At 47.5% G+C, this 23,710-nt stretch carries 24 protein-coding genes; 10 read left to right on the forward strand and 14 right to left on the reverse strand.

The genetic code is table 11. From position 1 onward, the window contains the following. Positions 1–23: 23 nt before the first annotated feature. Both Q337_RS0107135 and Q337_RS0107140 read right to left on the reverse strand, forming a co-directional pair. Positions 24–401 carry an endonuclease domain-containing protein gene (locus tag Q337_RS0107135; RefSeq protein ID WP_026471016.1) on the reverse strand — a complete coding sequence of 126 codons (378 nt, stop codon included), beginning with the start codon at positions 399–401 and terminating at the stop codon, positions 24–26. A gap of 249 nt (positions 402–650) precedes the next feature. Then, a complete protein-coding gene (locus tag Q337_RS0107140; protein ID WP_026471017.1) occupies positions 651–1,340 on the reverse strand; it encodes a YggS family pyridoxal phosphate-dependent enzyme in 690 nt (229 codons plus the stop codon). A gap of 123 nt (positions 1,341–1,463) precedes the next feature. Between Q337_RS0107140 and Q337_RS0107145 the strand changes: the two genes are divergently transcribed. Both Q337_RS0107145 and Q337_RS0107150 read left to right on the forward strand, forming a co-directional pair. Next, positions 1,464–2,501, forward strand: a complete 1,038-nt coding sequence (locus tag Q337_RS0107145; RefSeq protein ID WP_026471018.1) for a type IV pilus twitching motility protein PilT — start codon at positions 1,464–1,466, stop codon at positions 2,499–2,501. A 39-nt stretch (positions 2,502–2,540) separates the two neighbouring features. After that, the gene (locus Q337_RS0107150; protein WP_026471019.1) at positions 2,541–3,665 is read left to right on the forward strand and encodes a PilT/PilU family type 4a pilus ATPase; all 1,125 of its coding nucleotides are present in this window, start codon (positions 2,541–2,543) and stop codon (positions 3,663–3,665) included. A gap of 81 nt (positions 3,666–3,746) precedes the next feature. On the opposite strand, the gene Q337_RS0107155 is transcribed toward Q337_RS0107150, so the two are convergent. After that, positions 3,747–4,178: a PaaI family thioesterase gene (locus tag Q337_RS0107155; RefSeq protein WP_026471020.1), complete on the reverse strand. Its 432-nt coding sequence runs from the start codon at positions 4,176–4,178 to the stop codon at positions 3,747–3,749. A 73-nt stretch (positions 4,179–4,251) separates the two neighbouring features. Beyond that, positions 4,252–5,157, reverse strand: coding sequence for a metal-dependent hydrolase (locus Q337_RS0107160; RefSeq protein WP_084494781.1), 906 nt, complete (start codon positions 5,155–5,157; stop codon positions 4,252–4,254). A 193-nt stretch (positions 5,158–5,350) separates the two neighbouring features. Here Q337_RS0107160 and Q337_RS0107165 point away from each other — a divergent pair, with 193 nt between their 5' ends. Continuing rightward, positions 5,351–5,812: a winged helix-turn-helix transcriptional regulator gene (locus tag Q337_RS0107165; RefSeq protein ID WP_026471022.1), complete on the forward strand. Its 462-nt coding sequence runs from the start codon at positions 5,351–5,353 to the stop codon at positions 5,810–5,812. Between the two features lie 210 nt (positions 5,813–6,022). Here the strand turns inward: Q337_RS0107165 and fur are convergent, their stop codons facing one another. Beyond that, entirely contained in the window at positions 6,023–6,460 is a 438-nt protein-coding gene (gene fur, locus Q337_RS0107170; protein ID WP_026471023.1) for a ferric iron uptake transcriptional regulator, read from the reverse strand. A gap of 116 nt (positions 6,461–6,576) precedes the next feature. On the opposite strand from fur, the gene Q337_RS0107175 reads away from it, so the two are divergent. Further along, positions 6,577–6,975, forward strand: coding sequence for an outer membrane protein assembly factor BamE (locus Q337_RS0107175; protein ID WP_026471024.1), 399 nt, complete (start codon positions 6,577–6,579; stop codon positions 6,973–6,975). A 90-nt stretch (positions 6,976–7,065) separates the two neighbouring features. Here the strand turns inward: Q337_RS0107175 and Q337_RS0107180 are convergent, their stop codons facing one another. The 6 genes from Q337_RS0107180 to Q337_RS0107210 all read right to left on the reverse strand — a co-directional run bounded on the left by Q337_RS0107180 (position 7,066) and on the right by Q337_RS0107210 (position 12,324). Beyond that, a complete protein-coding gene (locus Q337_RS0107180) occupies positions 7,066–8,364 on the reverse strand; it encodes an FAD-dependent oxidoreductase (RefSeq protein ID WP_026471025.1) in 1,299 nt (432 codons plus the stop codon). Positions 8,365–8,561: 197 nt separating this feature from the next. After that, positions 8,562–8,885 carry an RnfH family protein gene (locus Q337_RS0107185; RefSeq protein WP_026471026.1) on the reverse strand — a complete coding sequence of 108 codons (324 nt, stop codon included), beginning with the start codon at positions 8,883–8,885 and terminating at the stop codon, positions 8,562–8,564. Positions 8,886–8,903: 18 nt separating this feature from the next. Further along, a complete protein-coding gene (locus tag Q337_RS17065) occupies positions 8,904–9,980 on the reverse strand; it encodes a hypothetical protein (protein WP_156935721.1) in 1,077 nt (358 codons plus the stop codon). Positions 9,981–10,295: 315 nt separating this feature from the next. Then, a complete protein-coding gene (locus Q337_RS17070) occupies positions 10,296–10,706 on the reverse strand; it encodes a bacteriohemerythrin (protein WP_051526643.1) in 411 nt (136 codons plus the stop codon). Between the two features lie 188 nt (positions 10,707–10,894). Beyond that, positions 10,895–11,614, reverse strand: coding sequence for a hypothetical protein (locus Q337_RS0107205; protein ID WP_026471027.1), 720 nt, complete (start codon positions 11,612–11,614; stop codon positions 10,895–10,897). 5 nt (positions 11,615–11,619) lie between these two features. Next, on the reverse strand, positions 11,620–12,324 hold the full coding sequence (locus Q337_RS0107210; RefSeq protein ID WP_169733745.1) for a hypothetical protein: 705 nt from the start codon (positions 12,322–12,324) through the stop codon (positions 11,620–11,622). A 312-nt stretch (positions 12,325–12,636) separates the two neighbouring features. On the opposite strand from Q337_RS0107210, the gene rep reads away from it, so the two are divergent. From rep to Q337_RS0107240, 5 genes are all read left to right on the forward strand, one after another. Continuing rightward, complete coding sequence (rep, locus tag Q337_RS0107215) at positions 12,637–14,682, forward strand: DNA helicase Rep (RefSeq protein ID WP_026471029.1); 2,046 nt, start codon at positions 12,637–12,639, stop codon at positions 14,680–14,682. A 129-nt stretch (positions 14,683–14,811) separates the two neighbouring features. Continuing rightward, positions 14,812–15,264, forward strand: coding sequence for a dUTP diphosphatase (gene dut, locus Q337_RS0107220; protein WP_026471030.1), 453 nt, complete (start codon positions 14,812–14,814; stop codon positions 15,262–15,264). Between the two features lie 125 nt (positions 15,265–15,389). Next, entirely contained in the window at positions 15,390–17,894 is a 2,505-nt protein-coding gene (locus Q337_RS18605) for a phosphomannomutase/phosphoglucomutase (protein WP_084494746.1), read from the forward strand. 19 nt (positions 17,895–17,913) lie between these two features. Further along, a complete protein-coding gene (gene argB, locus Q337_RS0107230) occupies positions 17,914–18,822 on the forward strand; it encodes an acetylglutamate kinase (protein WP_026471032.1) in 909 nt (302 codons plus the stop codon). A 261-nt stretch (positions 18,823–19,083) separates the two neighbouring features. Next, positions 19,084–19,890 carry a class II glutamine amidotransferase gene (locus Q337_RS0107240; RefSeq protein WP_026471033.1) on the forward strand — a complete coding sequence of 269 codons (807 nt, stop codon included), beginning with the start codon at positions 19,084–19,086 and terminating at the stop codon, positions 19,888–19,890. A 23-nt stretch (positions 19,891–19,913) separates the two neighbouring features. Here Q337_RS0107240 and Q337_RS17075 read toward each other — a convergent pair whose 3' ends face one another. Then, positions 19,914–21,008 (reverse strand): SDR family oxidoreductase, encoded by a 1,095-nt coding sequence (locus tag Q337_RS17075; protein WP_051526644.1) that lies wholly within the window; start codon positions 21,006–21,008, stop codon positions 19,914–19,916. A 101-nt stretch (positions 21,009–21,109) separates the two neighbouring features. Here Q337_RS17075 and Q337_RS0107250 point away from each other — a divergent pair, with 101 nt between their 5' ends. Beyond that, a complete protein-coding gene (locus tag Q337_RS0107250; protein ID WP_026471034.1) occupies positions 21,110–21,469 on the forward strand; it encodes a MerR family transcriptional regulator in 360 nt (119 codons plus the stop codon). 118 nt (positions 21,470–21,587) lie between these two features. Here Q337_RS0107250 and clpX read toward each other — a convergent pair whose 3' ends face one another. Both clpX and clpP read right to left on the reverse strand, forming a co-directional pair. Continuing rightward, entirely contained in the window at positions 21,588–22,916 is a 1,329-nt protein-coding gene (clpX, locus tag Q337_RS0107255) for an ATP-dependent Clp protease ATP-binding subunit ClpX (RefSeq protein ID WP_026471035.1), read from the reverse strand. A gap of 45 nt (positions 22,917–22,961) precedes the next feature. Then, positions 22,962–23,552 (reverse strand): ATP-dependent Clp endopeptidase proteolytic subunit ClpP, encoded by a 591-nt coding sequence (gene clpP, locus Q337_RS0107260; protein ID WP_026471036.1) that lies wholly within the window; start codon positions 23,550–23,552, stop codon positions 22,962–22,964. Between the last annotated feature and the right edge of the window lie 158 nt (positions 23,553–23,710).

Consider the following 23,710-nt stretch of genomic DNA (forward strand, 5'->3'; position numbering starts at 1 on the left):
ATAAAGAGGTTGAATTATTCAGGTTATTGATGAATCACGTTTCTATTTTCAATGAGCTGCTGTGTTTGCCAATGCACGCCGAATAAGTTTTTCAGGACTTCGTGATTGGTAAAACGTAATACTGCAATATCCAGTGACTGGAAATATTGATCACGGATTTGATCATTTTGCTGACCAGCCTGTGTAAAATGACTATCACCGTCAACTTCAATGACGAGCTTCAAGGCCGGACAGTAAAAATCCGTAATGTAGTGGCCTATTCCATGCTGACGCCTGAACTTTACACCGAGCTGATTGTTGCGTAAAACTTGCCAAAGTTGTTGTTCTGCTACCGTCGCATTGTTGCGTAAGTTTTGTCGTCTTTCTTTATATTCTGTCCGGTTAAATATTTTCTGGTTCACTTAATTCTCTCGATTTATTATTTTACACTTCTTTATTGATTATAAAAATTTCTAGTAGTACCAGTAACATGTGATCAGGCTAGCAGTTCCCCTCCCTTATTAAGGGAGGGTTAGGGAGGGTGTTTTAAATAAAAGTTGCTAATTTTTATAACCCCCTCCAGCTCCCCCTTATCAGGGGGAGGGCTAGCCGCCGTGGTTAAACCTATATTCAACAAAAATGTATTGGATTTCCTATTTTTCTAAGAAAAGCTAGCTGGATTTAATAGGACGCACCCCAAACAACGCTGTCCCTACCCTGACCATCGTTGAACCCGCAGCAATCGCCTCCTCTAAGTCACCCGACATGCCCATGCTTAAGGTATCCCAGTCATCTGGTTGCGCATGCTGTGCCTTTACGTCATCAAACAATTTTTTAGCATCAGCAAAAGCAGCGGTATTATCCGGTTTTGGAATAACCATCAGACCACGCAGGCGAATGTTGGCAAGCTGACTGATTTGCTGCACCAGTTCTGGTACTTCTGCTGGTGCACAGCCATCCTTGCTGTCCTGCCCATCAATATTGACCTGAATGCAGATATTTAATGGCTTCAGGTTTTCCGGGCGCTGGGCTGATAATCGCTCGGCAATAATCAGCCGGTCTACCCCATGTATCCAGTCAAAATGTGCTGCGAGGGGTTTGGTTTTATTGCGCTGCACATGGCCAATAAAATGCCATTCAAGGTCTAAGTCCTGCAATTGCTCCTGCTTGGCCAGGGCTTCTTGCAAGTAGTTTTCACCAAAGCGGCGCTGGCCTGCCATATGCATTTCACGTAGCACATCTGCCGGATGGGTTTTAGAGACGGCCAAAAGTTGAACATCTTCAAATTTTCTTGCATTTTTTTTGCAAGCTGCTTCAATTTTACTCAGTATTTGTTGCCGTTTTAGCCCAAAATCAGTCATGATCTGCCTATAGATAAAAGACGCGATGGAATGTGCCCGGTGACCTAGCATAACGCATTTTTTGCGCTGCCACCTCATCAGTCATTTTAACCATCGATTTGCTTTAAGCATTACGAGGTTTACATGGATATTACCGAATTACTTGCGTTTTCTGCCAAAAATGGTGCATCGGACTTACACTTGTCGGCAGGCTTGCCGCCCATGATCCGGGTAGATGGCGAAGTACGCCGTATTAATTTGCCAGCAATGGAACACAAGGAGGTTCACCGGCTGATTTATGACATCATGAATGACAAGCAGCGCCGTGACTATGAAGAATTTCTGGAAACCGACTTTTCCTTTGAAGTTCCCGGCATCGCGCGTTTCCGTGTCAACGCCTTTAACCAGAACCGTGGTGCAGGTGCGGTATTCCGGACGATTCCATCCAAAGTCCTGACCATGGATGATCTGGGACTCGGCCAGATTTTCAAGGATATCAGTGACTATCCACGCGGCATTGTGCTGGTAACCGGGCCAACGGGTTCTGGCAAATCCACCACACTGGCTGCCATGCTGGACTATATTAACAATACCCGCTTTGACCATATTTTAACCGTTGAAGACCCGATTGAATTTGTACACACACCAAAAAAATGTTTGATTAACCAGCGTGAAGTGCACCGCGATACGCATGGCTTTAATGAAGCCCTGCGCTCGGCGCTACGTGAAGACCCGGATATTATTCTGGTGGGTGAGATGCGTGACCTTGAAACCATTCGTCTGGCGCTGACTGCCGCCGAAACTGGCCACTTGGTATTTGGAACACTGCACACCACCTCAGCGGCCAAAACCATTGACCGCGTGGTGGACGTATTCCCTGCCGAAGAAAAAGATATGGTTCGTTCGATGCTATCTGAATCATTGCAGGCAGTAATTTCACAAACCCTGCTCAAGAAAAATGGCGGGGGCCGTGTGGCAGCGCATGAAATCATGATTGGTATTCCGGCCATCCGTAACCTCATTCGTGAGAACAAGGTCGCCCAGATGTATTCTGCAATCCAGACCGGTGCAGGCTATGGCATGACTACACTGGATCAAAGCCTGAAAACGCTGGTCGCCAAGGGTGTGATTAGCCCGGCAGCTGCGCGCAGTGCTGCTAAAGTTCCGGAAAGTTTTACCTAATTTTTTTCACCTTATTCGTAAGCATCACAGGGATGTATCATGGAATTTAATGATTTATTGCGACTGATGGTCGAAAAAAACGGGTCAGACCTGTTTATCACTGCGGGTGTTGCGCCATCCATGAAAATCAATGGCAAGATTATTCCAGTCACCAAGACAGCCTTAACCCCGGAAGTGGTTGGCCAGCTGATTCACAGTGTCATGACTGACAAGCAACGGGAAGAATTCCGCATAACGCGGGAATGCAACTTTGCCATTACCGACAAGGATGAAACCGCTCGTTTTCGCGTGAGTGCCTTTGTACAGCGCGATTTTCCGGGCATGATTTTGCGCCGGATCGAAACTCATATTCCCTCGGTGGAAGACCTCAAGCTGCCCACGGTTATCAAAGACCTTGCTATGACCAAGCGCGGCATTATCATTTTTGTGGGCGCTACCGGTACTGGTAAATCCACCTCTCTGGCGTCCATGATCGGTCACCGCAACAAGAATTCACGCGGTCATATCATTACCATTGAAGACCCGATTGAATTTGTACACCAGCATTCTGGTTGCATCATTACCCAGCGCGAAGTGGGCATTGATACCGAATCCTTTGAAATTGCCCTGAAAAATACGCTGCGTCAGGCGCCGGATGTCATCCTGATTGGGGAAATCCGTACCCGCGAAGTCATGGACTATGCGATTGCCTTCGCTGAAACCGGTCACCTGGTGCTGGCAACCCTACACGCCAACAATGCCAACCAGGCACTTGATCGCATCATTCACTTCTTTGAAGCCGACCGTCATGGCCAGCTTTATATGGATTTATCACTTAACCTGAAAGCGCTGGTGGCCCAGCAACTGATTCCAACCCCAGATGGCAAGGCACGCCGTGCCTGTATTGAGGTACTGATCAATACGCCGCTGGTATCCGATTACATCCGCAAGGGTGAAATCCATGAAATCAAGAATGTGATGAAACGCTCGCGCGAACTGGGCATGCAGACTTTCGACCAGGCTTTGTATGACCTGTATCTGGGCGGTGAAATCACCTATGACGATGCCATCAAGCACGCCGATGCGCCCAACGATTTACGCCTGATGATCAAGCTGGGCAAAAATGCGGATACCCGCTTTCTGGATCAGGCCACCAAAGGTCTGGCCATTGAGGATAGCGAATAGCTTTTTAGCCATTCACATCAGACAAAAAAAGGCGATATCATCCGGTATCGCCTTTTTCCATGTCTGATTTTTACTGCTTTTTTAGCGAATAATCATATTGGTTGCGGTAGCAAATGCATAAATTTTATCATTTTCATCCCGAATATAGCCTTCGGAAATTACCAGACTTTTACTCACATTAATCACCTTGCCTTCAGCGCGCAGGGTTTTGTTAAACGGAATGGGACGGCACATCTTGATATTCAGGTCAATGGTGCCATAACCTTCACCAGCCGCCAGCACCGTATGCGTGGCACAGCCTGTGACTGAATCCAGCACGGTTGCAGCAAAACCACCATGCACGCCGCCCAGTGGATTGGTATGACTTTCATTGGCTGTTGCTGTAAAAACAACACGGCCCTGCTCTACTTCCACAGGTGCCATCGGCATGGTTTTAGCAATTCCGGGGGTTGGAAACAGGCCTTGTGCAAATGCCTGCATAATTTGCAAGCCAGTCATTTCTTTTGGATTCATAGAATAATTTCCCGTTCAGTGATAAAACAACGATGAATAAAAATAGTTAATGATGATATGCGCGCCAGCCTGATTAACAAGCAAGTGCGTCTGCTGGCTTGAGCAAACCGAGCTTGGCTTTAGTCTTGGCAACCAGCTCACTTTCATCCGTATCATTGGGATGAAAATCAGGCCGGTAATAATCCAAAAATTTGGGAATGAAAATTTTGTGGCTACTCACCATCATCTGGCCCAGTTTTTTCCACGATCTCAGGTTCAGCAATTGCTTGTCACGTTTCATCAGCACTGTGGTGTAGCCTATCATCATGCTGGTAATCATCAGCAGTGCAAAACTAAATATCATGATTCGTGGTAAATAGGCATTTAATCCTGACCCATATAAATGCTGGTACATATCAAAGGCAACAGCCTTGTGTTCAGTTTCCTCCACACTATGCCACAGCCATAAATTACGCACGGTGTCATCGGTCATCAATTCATTGACACTGTCCATCATGGTCACCACCAGCACCGCGGTGTAGTGCTCTAGCCCTACCGTGAGCAATAAATTGGCTTTTTTGCTCAATAACTTTTCAAGGGTTTTCAGGATTAAACCGGTTGCGTTTTCCAATGACGCCGGGTCAAGCCCAAACTGCTCAGCACTTTGATGAAAAGCATGATGCTCCTTGGAATGCATGGCTTCCTGCCCGATAAACGCACCAATATCCTTGTCCAGTTGCGGATTATCCTTAATCTGCTTACGCAAGGCGCGTACCGAGCGCACAAAGTATGATTCTCCCTCAGGAAACAATGTCGACATGCCAGTAAACAGATGGGTTAAGGATGGTTCATTGGCGAACCAGTAGCGTGGCATGGCGGCGAACTCATAGTCCATACGCCGCACCGGAAATGATGGCTTAGCTTGCGCTAGCTTGGTTTTAGCTCGGCTGATTTTAGTTTGTATACTTTTCTTCGCAGGTACTGATACAGAGTGAGACATGGTCATGACCTCAATGGAACAAAGGGTATTTTTGGCAAAAAGCAATTTATTAAAAACATAAGTTCCTTTTTGGAACTTATAAGCCAGAGTAGATGCTTCGTAAATTGCTGTCAATATCAAATCAGGACAGCACTGGCCCATGGGGATACCAGAAAGCAGAGTTATGCTAGAATCCACTCACGGAGGGTATGGCATGAAATGGCAAGAACAAGGTGAATTAAATTGCCCTATCGCACGCAGTCTGGCGATTTTTGGTGATCGGTGGACATTACTGATTATCCGACATTGTTTTTTAAAAATCCGGCGCTTTGATGATTTTCAAAAACAGCTTGGGGTAACACGCCATGTCCTGGCCGAGCGGCTTAACCGGCTGGTAGACGCCAGAATTCTGGAAAAAGTGGCCTATCAGGATGCCCCAAAACGTTACGAATATCGCCTCACTGAACGTGGTTTGGCGCTGTATCCCATTATTTTAGCCATTAGTCACTGGGGCAATTCATGGCTTAATGACCAGGGTGAATTTGCGTCAGTTTCCTATATTCATAAAAGCTGTGGCCAGAAAACCCAAACCGTAATGTGTTGTTCAGCATGCGGTGAAGTATTAAATGCTCGCGACATGTTGCCTGTATTTGAAGACATTCAGCACAGTAGTTAAGTACCTAGCACTAGCATTCTTATAAATTAAATCAGTGCTGGCTACTTTGATGATGCAGAGAAATGATGAAAATTAAATTGTTATTATTTAGTAACTAGTTTGGTTTTAGATCGGATATCTGGCGTCAGGTTAGTCCATAAGTTAAAAAAGCATCTCTGTATAAATCAAGAGATGCTTTTACAAGCCCAGCAACAACGTCTGGTTTTTCACTTATTTTTTACGTGCCGCGTCCTGACATTCCGGCTTGTTACAATAGCCGTACAGGTTCAGGGAATGCCCGGTTAGGGTAAAACCCAGATTTTCAGCGACCTTATGCTGCTCGGATTCAATCACCGGATTGGTGAATTCCACGACCTTGTTACAGCTTTGACAAACCATGTGGTCATGGTGATCTTCCTGCATGATTTCAAACACGGAATGATTGTTTTCAAAGTGGTGACGCTCAATAATGCCCGCAGCCTCAAACTGGGTCAGCACCCGGTAAACGGTCGCCAAACCAACGTCTTCGCCCTGTTCCAGCAGTGTTTTATAAATATCTTCTGCGCTTAAATGATGATCACTTGAGTTTTCCAGTAACTCTAAAATCTTGATGCGTGGCAGGGTTACCTTTAGGCCAGCCTTACGCAAGTCCTGATTGGTGATTGGCATAAATATGTCTCTCAATGTAATCTATTGTTGACACGTCACGGGCAATTAAATCACAAATAAAGTATGATCGACCTTTACGCCGTGTGCATCGTTATTTAACGGGATAGTGTAGCAAAATGCAAAAAATCATGTTGGCTTTATTTGCCTCATCCATCATTTCGGGTTGTTCTGTGTTTGGTGTTTACAAAATTGATGTGCCACAGGGTACGCCATTGACGCAAGCACAGGCCTCACAGATTAAAGTGGGAATGACCCAGCAACAGGTACGTTTCCTGCTGGGCTCACCAGCCATTACGGACACGTTAAATCCAGATCGCTGGGACTACCTGTATAATTACATTCCCGGTACTTATGCACGCAAGGCCAAACTGCCTGCCACTTCCGGCCAGCATTTACGGGTTTATTTTGATGCTCAGGGCATCGTTACCCGGATTGAAGGTCTGGAAACCCTGCCTGAAAAGCAGCCTGGCCTGCCACAAAGCAAGGATGCCATCCTGACCGCGCCGCCGCTATAAAATAAGCACGCCTGCATCCAGTTCTGCGCCAGACGGGTAACATCCAGTCTGGCGTTTTTTAGGGCTGTACTTTTTGTCATTGCACCTGAGTTATACCTGCACGCTGGTTATATTACTGCTTATCGGCTGTTGCGCAGTCAATGGTGTTGAAATTTCTTGCAGTGACATGTCCTGCAAGGGATTATGCTTAATCCCGGCAATGGTATGCGCCATTTGCTTGCGTAGCCACGGAATACGGTACATCCAGCTAAATCCAGCATCACGCAGCCAGCCCAGATCACGTCGGTGCGATTGATAAAATGGAGTGAGCGTGCGACTTAGCCACTGGTAAAAACGGATGGAACTTAAGCGCTGCTGATGATAATTGTCCCAGACTTTGTCCCACTCACTGGCCTGCCCAATTGCCTTGCCCAGTGCCCAGGCATCCAGTAAGGCCATATTGACGCCTTGTCCCAGTTGCGGACTCATGGCATGGGCTGCATCGCCAATAATTCCAATTCGCCCTTCCCCATAGCGGCTTAATATCACATCGCGATAATGCGCAGGCAGCCATTGCTGATGCGAAACCACGACTTGCGCCAGCCATTCTGCTGCCACTGGCCAGCGCTGTTCTACAGATTTTAACCAGATATCACGGTTGCTATTATCTTTTAGCCAGCCGGATATATGTGGCGTGGGCATACTCCAGAACACACTGGATAAGGGCTGATCGGCTTGCTGAGGCACAGCACCGGTTGGCAAAATGCCCATCATGGTACTGGCACCATCATAAAACTGATGCAGAATATTGCTATCTAGCGTAGTACAAGCAGGCACAATGCACCATGCCGCTCCCCACGGATAAGGCTTGTCCAGTTTGATCCATTGCTTTGGCCGCAACTGGCTACGCGCGCCATTGGCGATGATGACAGCGTCAAAAGTTTGTTGGAATACTTGCTGATTGGTGGTCTGGCCAATGAGCTGCATACGCTGGCCTGAAGGCACAATTTCACTAATTTCCGTGCCCATGTGACAATGAATCATTTGTCGGTCATGACTGGCGTGTTGCAGGTTTTGCATCAGCACATGACACAGACTAGCGCGATGCATGCCCAAACCAAAACAATGCGGTGCTACTTCGCGATAATGACTGTTGACCAGCAAATGTCCGCTTGCAAGCTTGCCTTCCAGTCCATTCACGCGGCAACCCAGTTTTAGCGCTTCATCCAATACACCCAGATGTTCAAATACGGCCAGTCCGGCAGGTTGCAATAAAATCCCTGCCCCAACGTTTTCCATTTCGCTGGCTTTTTCAATTATTGTGATTTCATGCTGCTGTTGTGCCAGAATACGCGCTAGCGCCAGTCCGGCAGTACCCGCACCAATAATGGCAATATGCTGTTTTTTCATTATTCAGTTATCAGAGTTTATTTTAGTTGTAGTGTAGCAAGTCTGGCTGAATAAGCCTTATGGTTTCTGGCAAATCATGCAGCGATCAGTGGGCTGAACTTATGGTTTGATTTGCCATTTTTTGCCGCTTATGCCACTCAACTGTTTTGTTAATATTAAGCCAGCGAATGATTTTAAATATGATGCTGTTTTAGGCATTACAGCTTGCGTTTTAAACGCCCTACCGGGTGTGCTTCCGCCCGCTTGCGCCGCACTGCCATCGGGTCACGGGTGAGCGGACGGTAAATTTCCAGCCGATCACCCGCTTGCAACAGATACTGCTCAGGCTGATCGATTTTCATGCCAAATACACCCACAGCTAAAGCTTGTCCGGTAGGCAGTTTTGCCAGCAGGCCGGATTGCTCAAGCGCCTGCATGGCGGTTAGTGCTTCCTGCCAGTCCAGACTCACCAGATATTGTCCGGTGGCATCTACATAAGCCACCTGCACTATTTTTTTATCTTGTGTGATTTGCTCAGCCATGCAGTTTGTCCTGAGGAGTTAAGCGGGTAAAAGCAGACCAATAATGGCCACAATAATTGCCAGTGGAATCAGCACACGCACAGCAATGCGCCACAGGTTATAGACCACTTCCTGCTCAAAATTCAGTGCCTTGCGCAAATGGCTAATTTTCATCATCCAGCCACTAAAAATGGCATACAGCAGGCATACCACTAGCGCCAGAATGACAGTTAACGTGGTGAGTACAGGTTGTATGGGCACCAGCCATAACAGCAGGCCAACCAGTACAAACAGCCATTGCAGCACTATATTCAAACCGCGCGCCTGGAGTTGTTCGCGTAGCAATGAAATTAAAAATCCCGCACCAGCCAGCAAAGCAATGGCATATAGCCACAAGGTTTGTGTGCCATGAAAGCCCTGTATCACAGCAATCACTACACCGCCAAGCAATTGGCCTGCCCAGATTGGCAACGCTGTTTTGCTGGCTTTTTCAACTGGCTGGCTGGCATTAAGCTGCCAGTACATGCCATAGCCCAAGCCTGTGGCAATCAGCGCCAGACTCACGGCCCATGCCCATTCTTTCAGGCTAAAAGCAGTCCACTGCCAGTTGCCCACACCCATTTGCATAAAGCTTAAAATGCTGGCAATAATGACCGCAATGCTGGCCACAATAATCAGCACAGCGCGTGGCACAAATGACAACACGACGCCTGCGAAAATCAGGCCAATGGATAAATAACCCATCATCTCATCTGGGCTATGGCCCATGCCCTCAAACAGCATGCTGGCCGACTGATACAGCAAGCCACCGCTAAGCAGTGCCATTACGGCTGCTGCCAGCCAGCCGGTAATCCGCCAGACTGGTTTGGCATCGGCTTCACGGGTGAGTACCATCAAGGCAGGTAAAGGCGTTGCCTTGCTGCGCTTGGCCAGTGCAATTTCCAGCAGGCTAAATGGCAGCGCCAGAATAACCATACACAGCAGCCAGACCGACCAGAAATCAAACTGGCTAGCACTGCTAAACTGAATAAATGGAACGATCCAGCCAGCCAGCAACAAGGTCATGGTTAGGCCAGCCAATATGCTGCTTGCGCGCAATATTACGGGTGAATTCATGGGCGTTGTATTCCACATCACATTGGGTTTTAACTGCGCCAATGCTAATGCAAAACGCTTATTAATGACGGTTTTTTTACATTTTTAGACCAAAATATATGCGCTTGAAAGCTGAGAATCGCCAAAACCAGAAATTGCCAGAGATTATTTTTCTTATAAATACAGTATGTCTAAAACCAGTCTACTGCTTGTTTAAATCCTAATCTTAAACCGGACTTCCCTATCCTGTTATCCGTGTTGCTATTATGCAAGATCCTGTATTAAACAACCCTGCTATGAAAACCAGCGCTGAAACCAGTTCTTGTTTTTGGCTTCCTACGCCTTAATCACCCCAATCATGTTTTGCTTCACCGAGCCAACATAATCAGCATCATCACGGCGAATATGATTAATTAACCACGTCACCAGCACCTGATGCAGCTCATCGGTAATGTCCTGTCCCCGGTTAAAGCGCTCCTGATAGTTATTGATGCGCTTGATAAACAACTGGTGCACTTTCTGGTGCGGCTTGGCATACTTGTAGCCTGCTTCTTCCTGCAAACTTTCTTCAAAGGCAAAGTGCGACTGGGTATAGTCCACCAGATCATCCAGCACCTGTTTCATCATATTACGGTCATGGTGATTCTTGGTGAGCTCGAGCTGGTTGATATATTCCACAATGCGCTGATGCTGCCGGTCAATCACCTCAATGCCGGTGTTCAGGTCGGGTGACCACATTATTGCCATGTTTGTTTCCTCAGCGGTTTGCCTTAATTCTTGTTTTACCCTAACCCAAAATTATTGTTTTTAAAACCAAGCATTTAGCTCAAGTTAATTTAAGTTTTTCATTCAAAAACAACAGGCTATAAAAATGTATTTAAACCCATTAAAAAGCTAAAGTATTTTTTAACCAGCCAGCACTGGCTGGTTAAGGCTTAATTGCCATTTCGGCTGATCTGCAATTGATTAATAGGCTGATGCAAATGGGTATCCAGTACCATACCCAATGGCTTTGGCTCAGGATAAACCCTGACATTAAAGCTAGTGAGCAGCGGCACCTGCATCACATGATTTAACGGTGTTTGCGTGTGCAATACCGTATTCAGCCGGGTCACAGTATTCTGGTCAAAGCCCAGCATGATTGGCCCTTCATAGGCAAAACGTAGCGTGGTATTGACTGGAATCACCATATCAACCGGCAGGTTAAATTCCAGTGGCACTTGAAGCTTTAATGGCAGCTTGGGCAAATGTGGCAATACCAGTGCAGTGGTGTCATTGATTTCTGCCATCGTTTTGACCGGAATGCTGCCCTTGTAATGCACATTAAATTTAATGGGAATAGGCGTATCAATTTTAATTCGGGTTTTGTAAGTTCCTGCCAGCGGTACTTCAATGTTCTGGTCAATCGGCACCTCAACCTTAACATTGCCAGCAAGTTGAACGGCAAAAGTGTTGGTGGCTGCGACATTCACATCAATCTGTGAGGGCATCATCATTTTTCCCTGCTGATTGTGCAGGTCAATGCCAACACCAAGATAGGCATAGCACCAAAAGCCAACCATGCCGCCCAGCATCACCACCAGCGTTGCTCCTGCTAGCAGCCAGATGGTTTTTTTGGGGATGGTTTTTTTCGGGATTGTATTCCTTGTATTCATCCTGATTACTGCCCTGTTGCTGAGTGACTGGGCTGGGCTGAATCATGGCGATACAAGGACAGCGCCTTCAGTGGAATTCTCAGATTGCTTTTGGTAATCACCGTGTCCAGTGGCTCTGGAATAACCAACTGGGTATTGATTTGTGATTTGACAGGCACCTGCAATACCCCATGCACAGGCACTCTGGCATCAATGGTGGTTTTTAGGGGAATATTCAGGCGTTGTTCAATATTGGCAGCCACAGGTGCCACAAATTTCAGTCGTACTTGCTGGTCAATGGGAATAGTAAAATGCACTGGAATGTTGGTTTTGATGGGAATATCCCCACGAATAGGCAGGCTCACCGTCTTACCCAGTACCTTGACTTCTACCCTGGAATCAACATGCACAATCTGGTCCAGGGGAATCTGGTTATCCACTCTGACTTTTAGTTTGATCGGCACCTCATTATCAAAACTGACCATCGTATGCATGGTGTCCTTAATAGGTACCTGAATTTGCTGGTTAATGGGAATTTTTGTATCAATTGACCCTTTCACCATTACTTCCAGCGGATCATAGATATCTGCTTTGGCCTGCACGGGTTCTGTAATGCGCACCTGCGCCTGCTGGTTGCGAATAGGCAAACCAATTTCAAGGTAATTTAATATCCACCATGCAATACCGGCCCCAACGGCAATGGCTGCTACAAATAACAATAGTCCTGACAAAAGCCACTGCTTTGCATTCAATTAGGATTGCTCCGCTATTTTTGAGTAATGAAGGGAGTTTAACCACTTATTTTTTCTAATTATTCTGGCAATTGGTAATTATTCTTACAGTTACTTAGCCTTAATAATAATTTATGTAATATTTTTATTTTCTAATTTACACGTCAGTTGATGACGCAATGTGATGGGCACATGAACTTTTACAAAATTAAAAGCTCCCTTAAATAAGTCGCTTTGCCTATAATCCGGTTGCTGTTTTTACCTTTTTTTAGCCTGATTTTCCGGGCATGTTTTTCTTGAGTACGACATACAATGAGCAGTAATGCAAAACTGAGCCAGCTTAATCCCCGTCAGCAGGAAGCCATGACCTATGTGTCAGGGCCACTATTGGTTCTGGCGGGTGCAGGCTCTGGCAAAACTGCTGTAATCACCCGCAAGATCGCCCACCTGATTCAAAATTGTGGTGTGCCGGCGCATCGCATTACGGCCATGACCTTTACCAACAAGGCCGCACGTGAAATGAAGGAACGGGTAAGCAAACTCATTCCGCGTGAAGAATCCAAGGGTTTAACGGTTTCTACATTCCACAATTTTGGCCTGAATTTGTTACGGATTGAACTCAAGCATACCCCCCTTAAGAATAATTTTTCCATTCTGGACGCCGATGACTGCAAGCGCCTGCTGATGGATTTAATGCACAAGGACAATCTGGCGGGTGCCGATAGTAAAGAGCTGATTGGCAAGGCCATGCGCCGGATTTCTGACTGGAAAAACGATTTGTTGCTACCTGCGCAGGCCATGAGCACGGCTGAAACCCCTGAAGATTTGCATCTGGCGCACCTGTACGAACTGTATGAGCGCAATATCCGGGCCTACAATGCAGTCGATTTTGATGACCTGATTGCCCTGCCCACCCGCTTGCTGCAGGAAAATGCCGAAATCCGCGACAAATGGCAAAACCGGGTGCGCTACCTGCTGGTAGATGAATATCAGGATACCAACACCGCACAGTATATGCTGGTTAAACTTCTGGTCGGCGTGATGGGCCGCTTTACTGCTGTAGGTGATGATGACCAGTCTATTTATGCGTGGCGTGGTGCCAAACCCGAAAACATGGCATTGCTGGCAGAAGACTTTCCCAGCCTGAAAGTCATCAAGCTGGAACAAAATTACCGCTCAACCAGCCGGATTTTAAAAGCTGCCAACTCGGTGATTACCAATAATCCGCACCTGTTTGAAAAACAATTGTGGAGCGACAAAGGTCATGGTGAAGCCATCCGGGTGATTACCTGCCGCAACGATGATGATGAAGCCGAGCGCGTGGCACATGACCTGATGAACCATAAGCTAATGAATGGCAAATCATGGAAGGATTATGCCGTACTGTACCGAGGCAATTTTCAGGCGCGGGTGCTGGAAGCCCAGCTACGCCAGATGCAGATTCCGTATAAACTCTCTGGTGGGACATCGTTCTTCGCACGCGCTGAAATCAAGGATGTGATGAGTTACCTGCGCCTGATTATTAATCCTGAAGACGACAGTGCATTTTTACGAATTATCAACACGCCCAAACGTGCCATTGGCCCAGCCACGCTGGAAAAACTAGGGCTGTTTGCTCAGGACAATCACTTGTCATTATTAGGCGCCTCGGCAGACCAGCGCCTGAGCATGGTCTTTGCCAAAAAAGCTGCTTCACAGTTGCATGAGTTTGCCGGTTTTATTGAAGATTACACCCGCCGCCTGCACGACAATGACGATCCGGTGCCTGTGGTACGCCAAATGATTAATGAAACGGGCTATATTGATTTCGTGCGCGAACAGGCAGCAACACCAGCCGCAGAAAAGAATAAGCTGGACAATATTGAAACCCTGTACAGCAGTATCCAGAGCCTGATTACCCGTGCCGATGATGTGGATGAGCGCAATATTGAAAGCGTAATCCGCAAGCTGGTTCTGCTAGACCTGCTGGAACAGCAACAGGAAGAAGACGATACCGACAAGGTGAACCTGATGACCCTACATGCGGCCAAAGGACTGGAATTTCCGTATGTGTACATTATGGGGCTGGAAGAGGAACTGCTGCCGCACCGCAATTCCATTGCTGGCGATACCATTGAAGAAGAACGCCGCCTGATGTATGTAGGCATTACCCGCGCCCGGCAAGGTTTAACGCTCACGCTGGCCGAGCAACGCAAGGCTGGTGGGCAAATGCGGCAGACCACACCCAGCCGTTTTCTGGATGAACTGCCCGAAGAAGAACTGGAATGGTCTGGCAAAAAGAAACAAAAACTGTCTAATGTTGACCCAAAAGCGCAGGCTGCTGCCTACCTGGCCAATTTAAAAGCATTAATGAAATAGATATCAGTAACTTGCGCTAGGTGTTTCGATGCTTGGCGCTTATAATTTTACAATTCGGCCCACTTGCCTGCTTTTTAAGCGATTAGTGTACTTAATTATTGAGGGTAATCCTCATAGGAACTTCATGGCATGAAACTTCAAGTTAAAATTCTGGATTCACGGATTGGCACCACCTGGCCTCTGCCCACGCATGCGACCCCAGGCTCTGCAGGCCTTGATTTACGCGCCTGCATTGATGAAGCCATTGTTCTCAATCCCGGTGATACCGTGCTGGTCAAAACCGGCATGGCCATTTACATTGCCGATCCGCACTACGCTGGCCTGATTTTACCGCGTTCGGGACTTGGGCATAAGCATGGCATTGTACTGGGCAATCTGGTGGGGCTGATTGACTCTGACTATCAGGGCGAACTGATGGTTTCGGTATGGAATCGTGGCACGGCTGCCTTTACTTTGGCGCCGGGTGAACGAATGGCACAATATGTGCTGGTTCCCGTGATACAAACTCAACTTGAAGTTGTAAATGACTTTGAGCAAACTGAACGTGGCAGCGGTGGTTTTGGCCATACGGGTACTGCATAAACTGCCCGTGACGTGAGTCTGTTAAAACCATTCAAATCTTAATCCGGCCTTGTCAGGGCGGCTTTGCTGGTGAAGCACAGCCCTTAATCACCCTATAAGGTCAAGAACGATCAAGGAAGTGTGTCGTGCCCAAACTCAAGCCTTTGAATACGAATAAAGGTCTAACAATAAATAAACCACTTGCCCTGATTATTCATTTTGTTCTAATGGGTGCCAGCAGTGCCGGCGTCTATTATCTGGTTGCTCAGCATGACCAGCAGCAAACGCAAGCCCAACTTGATACCTTTACCAAACAGGCCGGTGTACTGATTGAACACTATGCACAGCACTGGCAGCAGCAGGCTGGATTACTGGCCCAGCAACCCATGCTACGCAGTAGCGCCACACTCAAAGCCGTCATTCCGATTGATGGTAGCGTACCGCCTTCTTTGAATTATGCCGATCAGGATTTGCTTAACCGAACCCGTAGCGCACCGACCCAGCCTGAAATTAGTGGGACAGGAGCCAAGGGGGTGGTCAGTACTGCCCGTGCCATGCCCACTGGTGGCTATGCCATTTTTGAATGGCCACTGGCACCACTGGTCAAGGATCTGGAAAGTATTACCCCGGCCAATATTGAGCTTAAATTTTCACAAAAACTCAGTGACGGTAGCCAGCTTGAAGTCCTGCGCATTCATGGTAGCGGTAACGATGGCGGCTTAAAAGCCATTCCATTGAATCAGCAAAGCTGGCAACTGGCTGTTCAGTCTGTGGATTCAGGCAGTCAATTGCCACTGTGGGCTGCACTACTGACTTTACTGGGCGGGTTAATTCCGCTAGCGATCTGGGCCTTACGAAAAAGCCCTGTTGCTGATACAGCCGGAGTTGCTGATCCTAACCTTGATAATCTGAATACTAGCAGCGCAACTGATTTCACTGCTATCAACCCGGCGGCAACCTCAGCCTATAACAATAATGTGGCCATTTCACCGATTAGTGCTGCTGCCGTAGCAGAACACATGAACTCTTCGACTGTACTTGAAGATGATGCAGTGATGGATGCCGCACCGACCTCAGATGAAACCACCAGCACGTCGCCGGTTGCACAGGAAGCCAGTGCCAGTGAAGCCTTTGAGGAACTGGATCTGTTAGAAGAAACACTGCAAGAATCACCTGCAGATACTGCCAAGGCCGCTCATTCTGATGCCATTGAATTTAATCTGGATGAAACCCTGCTGCCAGACATGGAATTTAATGTGGGTGCCCCCCGCTTTCCAGATCATATTTTCCGGGCCTATGATATTCGCGGCACCATTGATGACCTAAGCAATGAACTGGTCACCAAAATTGGCCGGGCGCTTGGGGCACATTACCGCTATAAAAACCAGTATCAGGTAGTGGTCGGCTACGATGCACGTACATCAAGCTCTGGCTATGCGCGCCTGATTCGGCAGGCCTTTGTTGATAGTGGGCTGACCGTGATCGATATTGGCCGTGTAACCACCCCGATCTGCTATTTTGCAGCGGCTCAGCATGATGGCAATGCGGTGATGATCACTGCCAGCCATAATCCTGCCAATGAAAACGGCCTGAAATGGCTGGTTCAGCACCAGTCACCAACGCCTGACAACATTGAAGGGATCAAACAGTGCGTGCTTGATGAACACTTCATTGAAGGTCTGGGCACAATCCGCAGTGTGTCATATAACGAAGACTACCTGAACCTGCTTCAGGATGATGTGATCTTAAGCCAGCCATTCAATATTTCCGTTGATGCCATGCATGGCAGTGCTGGCGAATTTGCAATGGCTGCGTTTCAGGCTGCCGGGTGTGAAGTGAGCAGCCTGCATACCGAAGCCAATGGCATGTTTCCTAATGGTGCGCCAGATCCAAGCAAGGCTGAGTATTTACAGGAACTGAGCAATGATATCGTCATTTCTGGTAGCCAGCTAGGTTTTGCCTTTGATGGTGATGGCGATCGTGTGGTGGTGCTGGATAGTCAGGGCAATGTGGTTTCACCGGATCACCTGATTACCCTGTTTGCCAAAATCTGTCTGGACAGTAATCCCGGCAGCGACATCATTTTTGATGTGAAATGCTCACGCATGGTTTCCAGCATAGTTAGTCAGGATGGGGGCCGCCCGGTAATGGTACGCACTGGTAATACTTTCTTGCGCCAGGCATTGAATGACCCGGAACATCAGGCCGTATTTGCCGGTGAATTCTCAGGGCACTATTTCTTCAAGGACCATCGCGGACACGGGCAGGATGATGGGCTTTATGCTGCCCTGCGCTTGCTGGAATGGCTGGATAACAGCGGTCAGACCCTGGAAGAAGTCATTGCCAGCCTGCCTCAGCGTGTGTCAACACCTGACCTGTATTTACCACTGGATAATACTGATGCAACTGATCTTATGACAGCCTTTGAAGCTGAAGCAGCTCAGTTATCTGATGCCAAAATTTCAACCATTGATGGCATACGACTTGATTTTGATGCTGGTTTTGGCATTATTCGTCCGTCAAATACCGGCCACTTTATCACTGCCCGTTTTGATGCCGACACGGCTGAAAACCTGCGCCTGATCCGTGCCACTTTTGCACGCCTGTTACGCTCAAAAGATGAACGTCTGGCGCAGTTGATTCTTGAATAAAAACCCTCTGGAGTTGCCCATGGCCTTGAACACCGAGACCGCCCTGAATATTGCCAACGTTCTCACTGAGGCACTCCCCTACATTCAGCGCTTTGCCGATAAAATTATTGTGGTGAAGTACGGCGGCAATGCCATGACCGACCCAGAACTGGAAAGCTCGTTTGCCCGTGACATCGTGCTGCTCAAAACTGTTGGGCTGCATCCGGTGGTTGTGCATGGCGGCGGCCCACAGGTGGACAACCTGCTCAAGCAACTGGGCCGTGAATCTGACCGGATTGATGGGATGCGGGTGACTGATGCCTCCACCATGGAAATTGTGGAAATGGTGCTGGGTGGCAGTGTCAACAAATCTATCGTTAACCTGATTAACCGCCATGGCGGTCGTGCCATTGGTTTAACAGGAACGGACGGTAACCTGTTGCGCGCCAGAAAACTGCTACTGGATAAAAAAACTGATGACGGTCAGGTTAAGCAAATTGATCTGGGCTTAGTGGGTGAAGTGGTTGGTGTTAAAACCGATGTACTCAACCTGTTTATTGAAAGTGACTTTATTCCGGTTATTGCACCGCTGGGTGTAGATGAAGAAGGTAACACTTACAATATCAATGCTGATCTGGTCGCAGGTAAAGTGGCTGAAGCCTTAAAAGCTGAAAAACTGGTATTACTCACCAATATTTCCGGTGTTATGGATGCCAACAAAAAAGTCATGACGGGCCTGAGTACCCAGGAAGTTGACCACCTGATTGAGATAGGGGTTATTTATGGTGGCATGATTCCTAAAGTGTCCTGTGCGCTTGATGCCGTTAAAGGCGGTGTGGTGAGTGCGCATATTGTGGATGGCCGCGTTCCTCATGTAACCCTGCTGGAAGTCTTTACTGATGAAGGCATTGGCACCCTCATCAGCAATCGCCTGCGTAAATCTCAATAAATCCTGCGGTAGCCTGATTGCCCATAATTGCTTTAAGTTGTGGGCAATTTTTATTGCTGGGCGGTTTTTAATTAAGCCGCTTTTTGCCACTGCACTGCTATCAAACCCATTTTTCATCAAGCAATTTTTATCACAGCAATGCAAATGATAATTTGCACTCTAGTCAGGGCTTATGCACAATATCTCTAGCGTTTCATGTCATTGCTCCTGTGTGCTGAGCATTTATGATTAATCCTATTTTTGCCTGAGTGTAGTTCCTGTATGTGCGAGTTACTGGGCATGAACTGTGCCACGCCAACCGATATTACCTTTTCGTTTAAAGGCTTTAGCCAGCGCGCGGGCATTACCTCCGACCATGCAGATGGTTTTGGTATTGCCTTTTTTGAACAAAAAGCCTGCCGCCTGTTTATTGACTGCCAGTCTGCCGTGCATTCGCCACTGGCGGACTTTATTCGCAATTATCCCATCAAGTCACGTAATGTGATTGCCCATATTCGTAAGGCCACCCAAGGCAAGATTGAACTGGAAAACAACCATCCCTTCATGCGCGAACTGTGGGGTCGTCACTGGATTTTTGCCCACAATGGTGACTTAAAGGAATACTGGCCCCAGTTGTGCGGCCAGTTTATGCCAGTTGGCACTACCGATAGCGAACGCGCTTACTGCTATATTTTGCAGGAGCTGCGCTACCGTTTTGGCAAGGATGAACCCTCACTCCAGCAGATTTTTGACTTTCTGGCTGAGGTTTCACCCAAAATTGCAGAATATGGCACGTTCAATTTTATCCTGTCCAATGGTCAGGCGCTGTTTAGCTATGCCACCACCAACCTGCACTGGATTGTACGCGAATGGCCATTCCAGCAGGCGCACCTGGTAGATATGGACGTGGAAATTGATTTTAGTCAGGTCACCAAGCCGGAAGACCGGGTGGCCGTGGTTGCGACTGCCCCGCTCACGGATAATGAAGTCTGGCAAAAATACCAGCCGGGTGAACTGATCTGGTTTCAGGATGGCAAAGTCCAGCAAATAGCCCATACCACAATCCAACGACTAGTGAATGCAAGCTAATCAATGACCCGCGTCAGAGCAAGTTAGCGGCTTAAATCCTGCTGTACATAGAATGCAGTTTTTTGAATCACATCCGCAATCGCTGGTTTATGCAAGCCCAGCTTTTGCGCCATGTCATCGGCTTGCCGAGTATCAAAATGCTCTGTGCGAATAAATGGCAATGCCTCGGCAGCAATATTGAGTTTTGTGGCCAGCCAGCGCCAGCGTGACAGCCATTGCAATACAGCAATCGGAATATGCTTTTTTGGCGCTTTTACCTGCCCTGCTGTGGCTGCAATTTCCAGTGCCTGCTGCAAACTTGGCGTGGCATTATCCAGCAATAAATATTCCTGTAATAAGTATTTCTGAGTATTACTTTCAGGCACGCTGACAATTTTTGCCATAAATTCCGCCACATAATCCACACTAATCATTGGCAGCCGGTGCTTGCTACTGCCGGGTATTGCAGCCAGTTTTTGCTGTAATAAATCCCTGAAGGTCTGATAAATTGGTTGTGCCGCGTCTAGCTCTCCATGTTGGCTATCACCAATAATGGCAGCCGGTAAAATCAGGGTCAGTGCAATACCTTGCTGGCGTGCAGCGTCTTTTATTACAAAATGGGTTTCCAGCTTGGATGCCTCGTAGCTGCCGACTTTTTTGTAGACTTGCGGCCAGTTGGTCTGATCCGGCTGCTGGCGATCAATGCCCAGTTTTTGCAGATGCGATTCTACCTTAAGCATATAACCGGAAATCTGCACAAAGCGCCTGAGCTGGCAATACTGGCTGGCCAGTTGCATCAGCCTTAGTGGGGCGGTGACATTAATTAGACGTGCCTGCTGCTGCGTTAAATTCCATTGATACAATGCAGCGCATTGATACACTACTGTAACCTGTTGCATACGTTGCCAATCAACCTGACCAATTCCCAGTTCTGGCTGGCTAAAATCCCCCTGCACGCCTTCAATCCGGCTTAAATCAATGGATTTAATGCCATGCTGTTGTAGCCATGCCTGCAACTGTGGCAATTGTTTTGCGGGACTTCTAAACAGGGCAAAAATATATTCACCCTGCTGCAATAACTTTAAAACCAGATAACGGCCAATAAAACCGCTAGCTCCTGTCACCAATACTGTTTTCATGCTGTTACTCCTCTTTGACATTTTCTAATGCTGTTTGATCAACACAGACAAAGTCTAAACAGTGGAGTACACTCTAAGGTCAAGCAAAAACAGAGAAAATAATGCAGATTGGACAAGTTTCTACACAAACAGGCATGAGCCGTGATGCAATCCGCTTTTATGAAAAATCCGGTTTGATCCACAGTAAGCGGCAAAATAATGGCTACCGCTATTATGATCACGACATTATTGATGTGCTGGGTCTGATTAAACTAGCGCAGTCGCTGGGATTTTCATTGCATGAAATTCAGGGGTTTTTACCCTTACTGCGCGGTGGTGAATTACCAGAAGCCATGGTAAAAACCGTAATTGATGAAAAAATCCAGCTCATTGATCAGCGAGTTGCAAGCCTGCAAACCCTGCGGCAACGATTGCTTGAATTACCCATTGGGCTAGACTGTCCGCTTCGTCAGGATTGTTAATTGCATCCTATCCAATCTTTAGTACATCAAAACGCAGGATAATAAGTATAAAAAAAGCGCCTCCTGTTGAGACGCTTTTTACATTGACCTAGTTGACAGACTTAAACAAGCCTAATCATCAGGCGCTACGTGAATCTACGAGGGTTAAATGTTCAGCAGAATAAGTATGATCCGACTTTGTTGACACCGGTAAACGCTCTGGCTCAAGGATTGGCTTGGCACCATCATTGATTACGGCTTCAGTAATGCGAACCGTACCGATATGATCTGCTGATGGCAGCTCATACATGGTATCCAGCAGTACATTTTCAAGAATCGAACGCAAGCCGCGCGCTCCGGTGTTACGATCTAGCGCTTTTTTAGCCACAGCACGCAAGGCCGCATCTTCAAACACCAAGTCCACATTTTCCATTTCAAACAAATATTGATACTGGCGGGTCAAGGCATTTTTTGGCTCAGTCAGAATCTGCATCAATGCTTCTTCGTCCAGCTCCTCAAGGGAAGCCACCACCGGCAAGCGACCAATAAACTCTGGAATCAGGCCATACTTGATCAGGTCTTCCGGCTCTACTTCACGGAACAACTGACCCAGTTTCATGGATTCATCTTTTTTGCGGACTTCAGCACTAAAACCAATCCCGCCTTTTTCATGACGCTGCTTCACCAGCTTTTCAAGCCCGGCAAATGCACCGCCACAAATGAACAGGATATTGCTGGTATCAACCTGCACAAATTCCTGCTGCGGATGCTTGCGGCCACCTTGCGGCGGAATGGAAGCCACTGTGCCTTCAATCATTTTCAGCAGGGCTTGCTGCACCCCTTCACCCGATACATCGCGGGTAATGGAAGGGTTGTCGCTCTTGCGGGTAATCTTGTCGATTTCATCAATATAGATGATGCCCATCTGCGCTTTTTCGATGTCGTAATCGGATTTTTGCAGCAGTTTCTGCACGATGTTTTCAACATCTTCACCCACATAACCTGCTTCGGTTAGCGTGGTGGCATCTGCCATAGCAAAGGGTACATCCAGCAAACGTGCCAGCGTCTGGGCCAGCAGGGTTTTACCAGAGCCAGTGGGGCCAATCAGCAAAATATTACTTTTGGATAGCTCCACCATGGCATCTTTAACGCCTTGCTGCGCAGACAGGTTCTGGCTGGCCTTTAAACGCTTATAGTGGTTATACACTGCCACCGACAAGGTCTTTTTGGCAGTGTCCTGACCAATTACATACTGATCCAGCGAGGCACGGATTTCAGCAGGCTTTGGCAATGGACGCTTGGCCCAGTCACCAGATTCAACCTGCTGGCTGGTTTGCACCAGATCGGTACACACTTCAATGCACTCATTACAGATAAACGCATTTTCTCCAGCAATCAGCTTGCTCACTTCAGCTTGACGCTTGCCACAAAACGAACAGGTTTTTTGTCCTTTGGGTAAATCGGACATGAGAACTCCAATAGGTTAATTTACCAAACGCTTAAACCCGCAGGCTTAAGGACGCTTGGACAGTACTGCATCAACCAGGCCGTATTCACGTGCCGCTTCAGCATTTAAAAAATTATCACGGTCGGTATCGCGTGCAATGCGCTCATAGTCCTGACCACTGTGCTGCGCCATCAGGCGGTTCAGCTTTTCCTTGATCTGGATAATTTCACGGGCATGGATTTCAATATCGGATGCCTGACCACGAAAACCACCCAGCGGCTGGTGAATCATGATACGAGAATTAGCCAGCGCATAACGCTTGCCCGGTGCGCCGGCATTGAGCAGGAACGCGCCCATACTGGCAGCCTGACCCAGACAGGTCGTCGATACATCCGGCTTGATAAATTGCATCACATCATAAATGGCCATACCGGCAGTCACTGAACCACCCGGTGAATTGATATACAAATGGATGTCCTTATCTGGGTTCTCAGCTTCCAAAAACAAGAGCTGGGCCACAATAAGGTTTGCCATGTGATCTTCAACTTCACCTGACAGGAAAATGATCCGTTCACGCAGCAGGCGCGAATAGATATCAAAAGAACGCTCGCCCCGTGAAGACTGTTCAACCACCATGGGCACTAGCGCGTTACTTATGGGTGCAGAATTTGCAGTTTCAAAATCAAATGACACGTTGTTTTTCCTGATAAAGCTGGTTTTAACTATATTCACACTATGGCGGATAATAGCCAAAATTGCAAAGGGGTTATGCTGTTGCATTGTGAAAAATAACAGCATGCCTGTTTGGCTAAAAA

Source organism: Alkanindiges illinoisensis DSM 15370 (assembly GCF_000619845.1).
GTDB classification, from domain to species: domain Bacteria; phylum Pseudomonadota; class Gammaproteobacteria; order Pseudomonadales; family Moraxellaceae; genus Alkanindiges; species Alkanindiges illinoisensis.

Coding starts and splice junctions, on each gene's coding strand:
- clpX (WP_026471035.1), bottom strand. CDS start 22,916: ATGTCCGATTTACCCAAAGGACAAAAAACCTGTTCGTTTTGTGGCAAG.
- dut (WP_026471030.1), top strand. CDS start 14,812: ATGAAACTTCAAGTTAAAATTCTGGATTCACGGATTGGCACCACCTGG.
- fur (WP_026471023.1), bottom strand. CDS start 6,460: ATGCCAATCACCAATCAGGACTTGCGTAAGGCTGGCCTAAAGGTAACC.
- Q337_RS0107250 (WP_026471034.1), top strand. CDS start 21,110: ATGCAGATTGGACAAGTTTCTACACAAACAGGCATGAGCCGTGATGCA.
- Q337_RS17065 (WP_156935721.1), bottom strand. CDS start 9,980: ATGAATTCACCCGTAATATTGCGCGCAAGCAGCATATTGGCTGGCCTA.
- Q337_RS0107145 (WP_026471018.1), top strand. CDS start 1,464: ATGGATATTACCGAATTACTTGCGTTTTCTGCCAAAAATGGTGCATCG.
- Q337_RS0107185 (WP_026471026.1), bottom strand. CDS start 8,885: ATGGCTGAGCAAATCACACAAGATAAAAAAATAGTGCAGGTGGCTTAT.
- Q337_RS0107175 (WP_026471024.1), top strand. CDS start 6,577: ATGCAAAAAATCATGTTGGCTTTATTTGCCTCATCCATCATTTCGGGT.
- Q337_RS0107140 (WP_026471017.1), bottom strand. CDS start 1,340: ATGACTGATTTTGGGCTAAAACGGCAACAAATACTGAGTAAAATTGAA.
- Q337_RS0107165 (WP_026471022.1), top strand. CDS start 5,351: ATGAAATGGCAAGAACAAGGTGAATTAAATTGCCCTATCGCACGCAGT.
- Q337_RS17070 (WP_051526643.1), bottom strand. CDS start 10,706: ATGGCAATAATGTGGTCACCCGACCTGAACACCGGCATTGAGGTGATT.
- rep (WP_026471029.1), top strand. CDS start 12,637: ATGAGCAGTAATGCAAAACTGAGCCAGCTTAATCCCCGTCAGCAGGAA.
- Q337_RS0107160 (WP_084494781.1), bottom strand. CDS start 5,157: ATGTCTCACTCTGTATCAGTACCTGCGAAGAAAAGTATACAAACTAAA.
- argB (WP_026471032.1), top strand. CDS start 17,914: ATGGCCTTGAACACCGAGACCGCCCTGAATATTGCCAACGTTCTCACT.
- Q337_RS0107240 (WP_026471033.1), top strand. CDS start 19,084: ATGTGCGAGTTACTGGGCATGAACTGTGCCACGCCAACCGATATTACC.
- Q337_RS17075 (WP_051526644.1), bottom strand. CDS start 21,008: ATGAAAACAGTATTGGTGACAGGAGCTAGCGGTTTTATTGGCCGTTAT.
- Q337_RS0107155 (WP_026471020.1), bottom strand. CDS start 4,178: ATGAATCCAAAAGAAATGACTGGCTTGCAAATTATGCAGGCATTTGCA.
- Q337_RS0107180 (WP_026471025.1), bottom strand. CDS start 8,364: ATGAAAAAACAGCATATTGCCATTATTGGTGCGGGTACTGCCGGACTG.
- Q337_RS0107205 (WP_026471027.1), bottom strand. CDS start 11,614: ATGAATACAAGGAATACAATCCCGAAAAAAACCATCCCCAAAAAAACC.
- Q337_RS0107150 (WP_026471019.1), top strand. CDS start 2,541: ATGGAATTTAATGATTTATTGCGACTGATGGTCGAAAAAAACGGGTCA.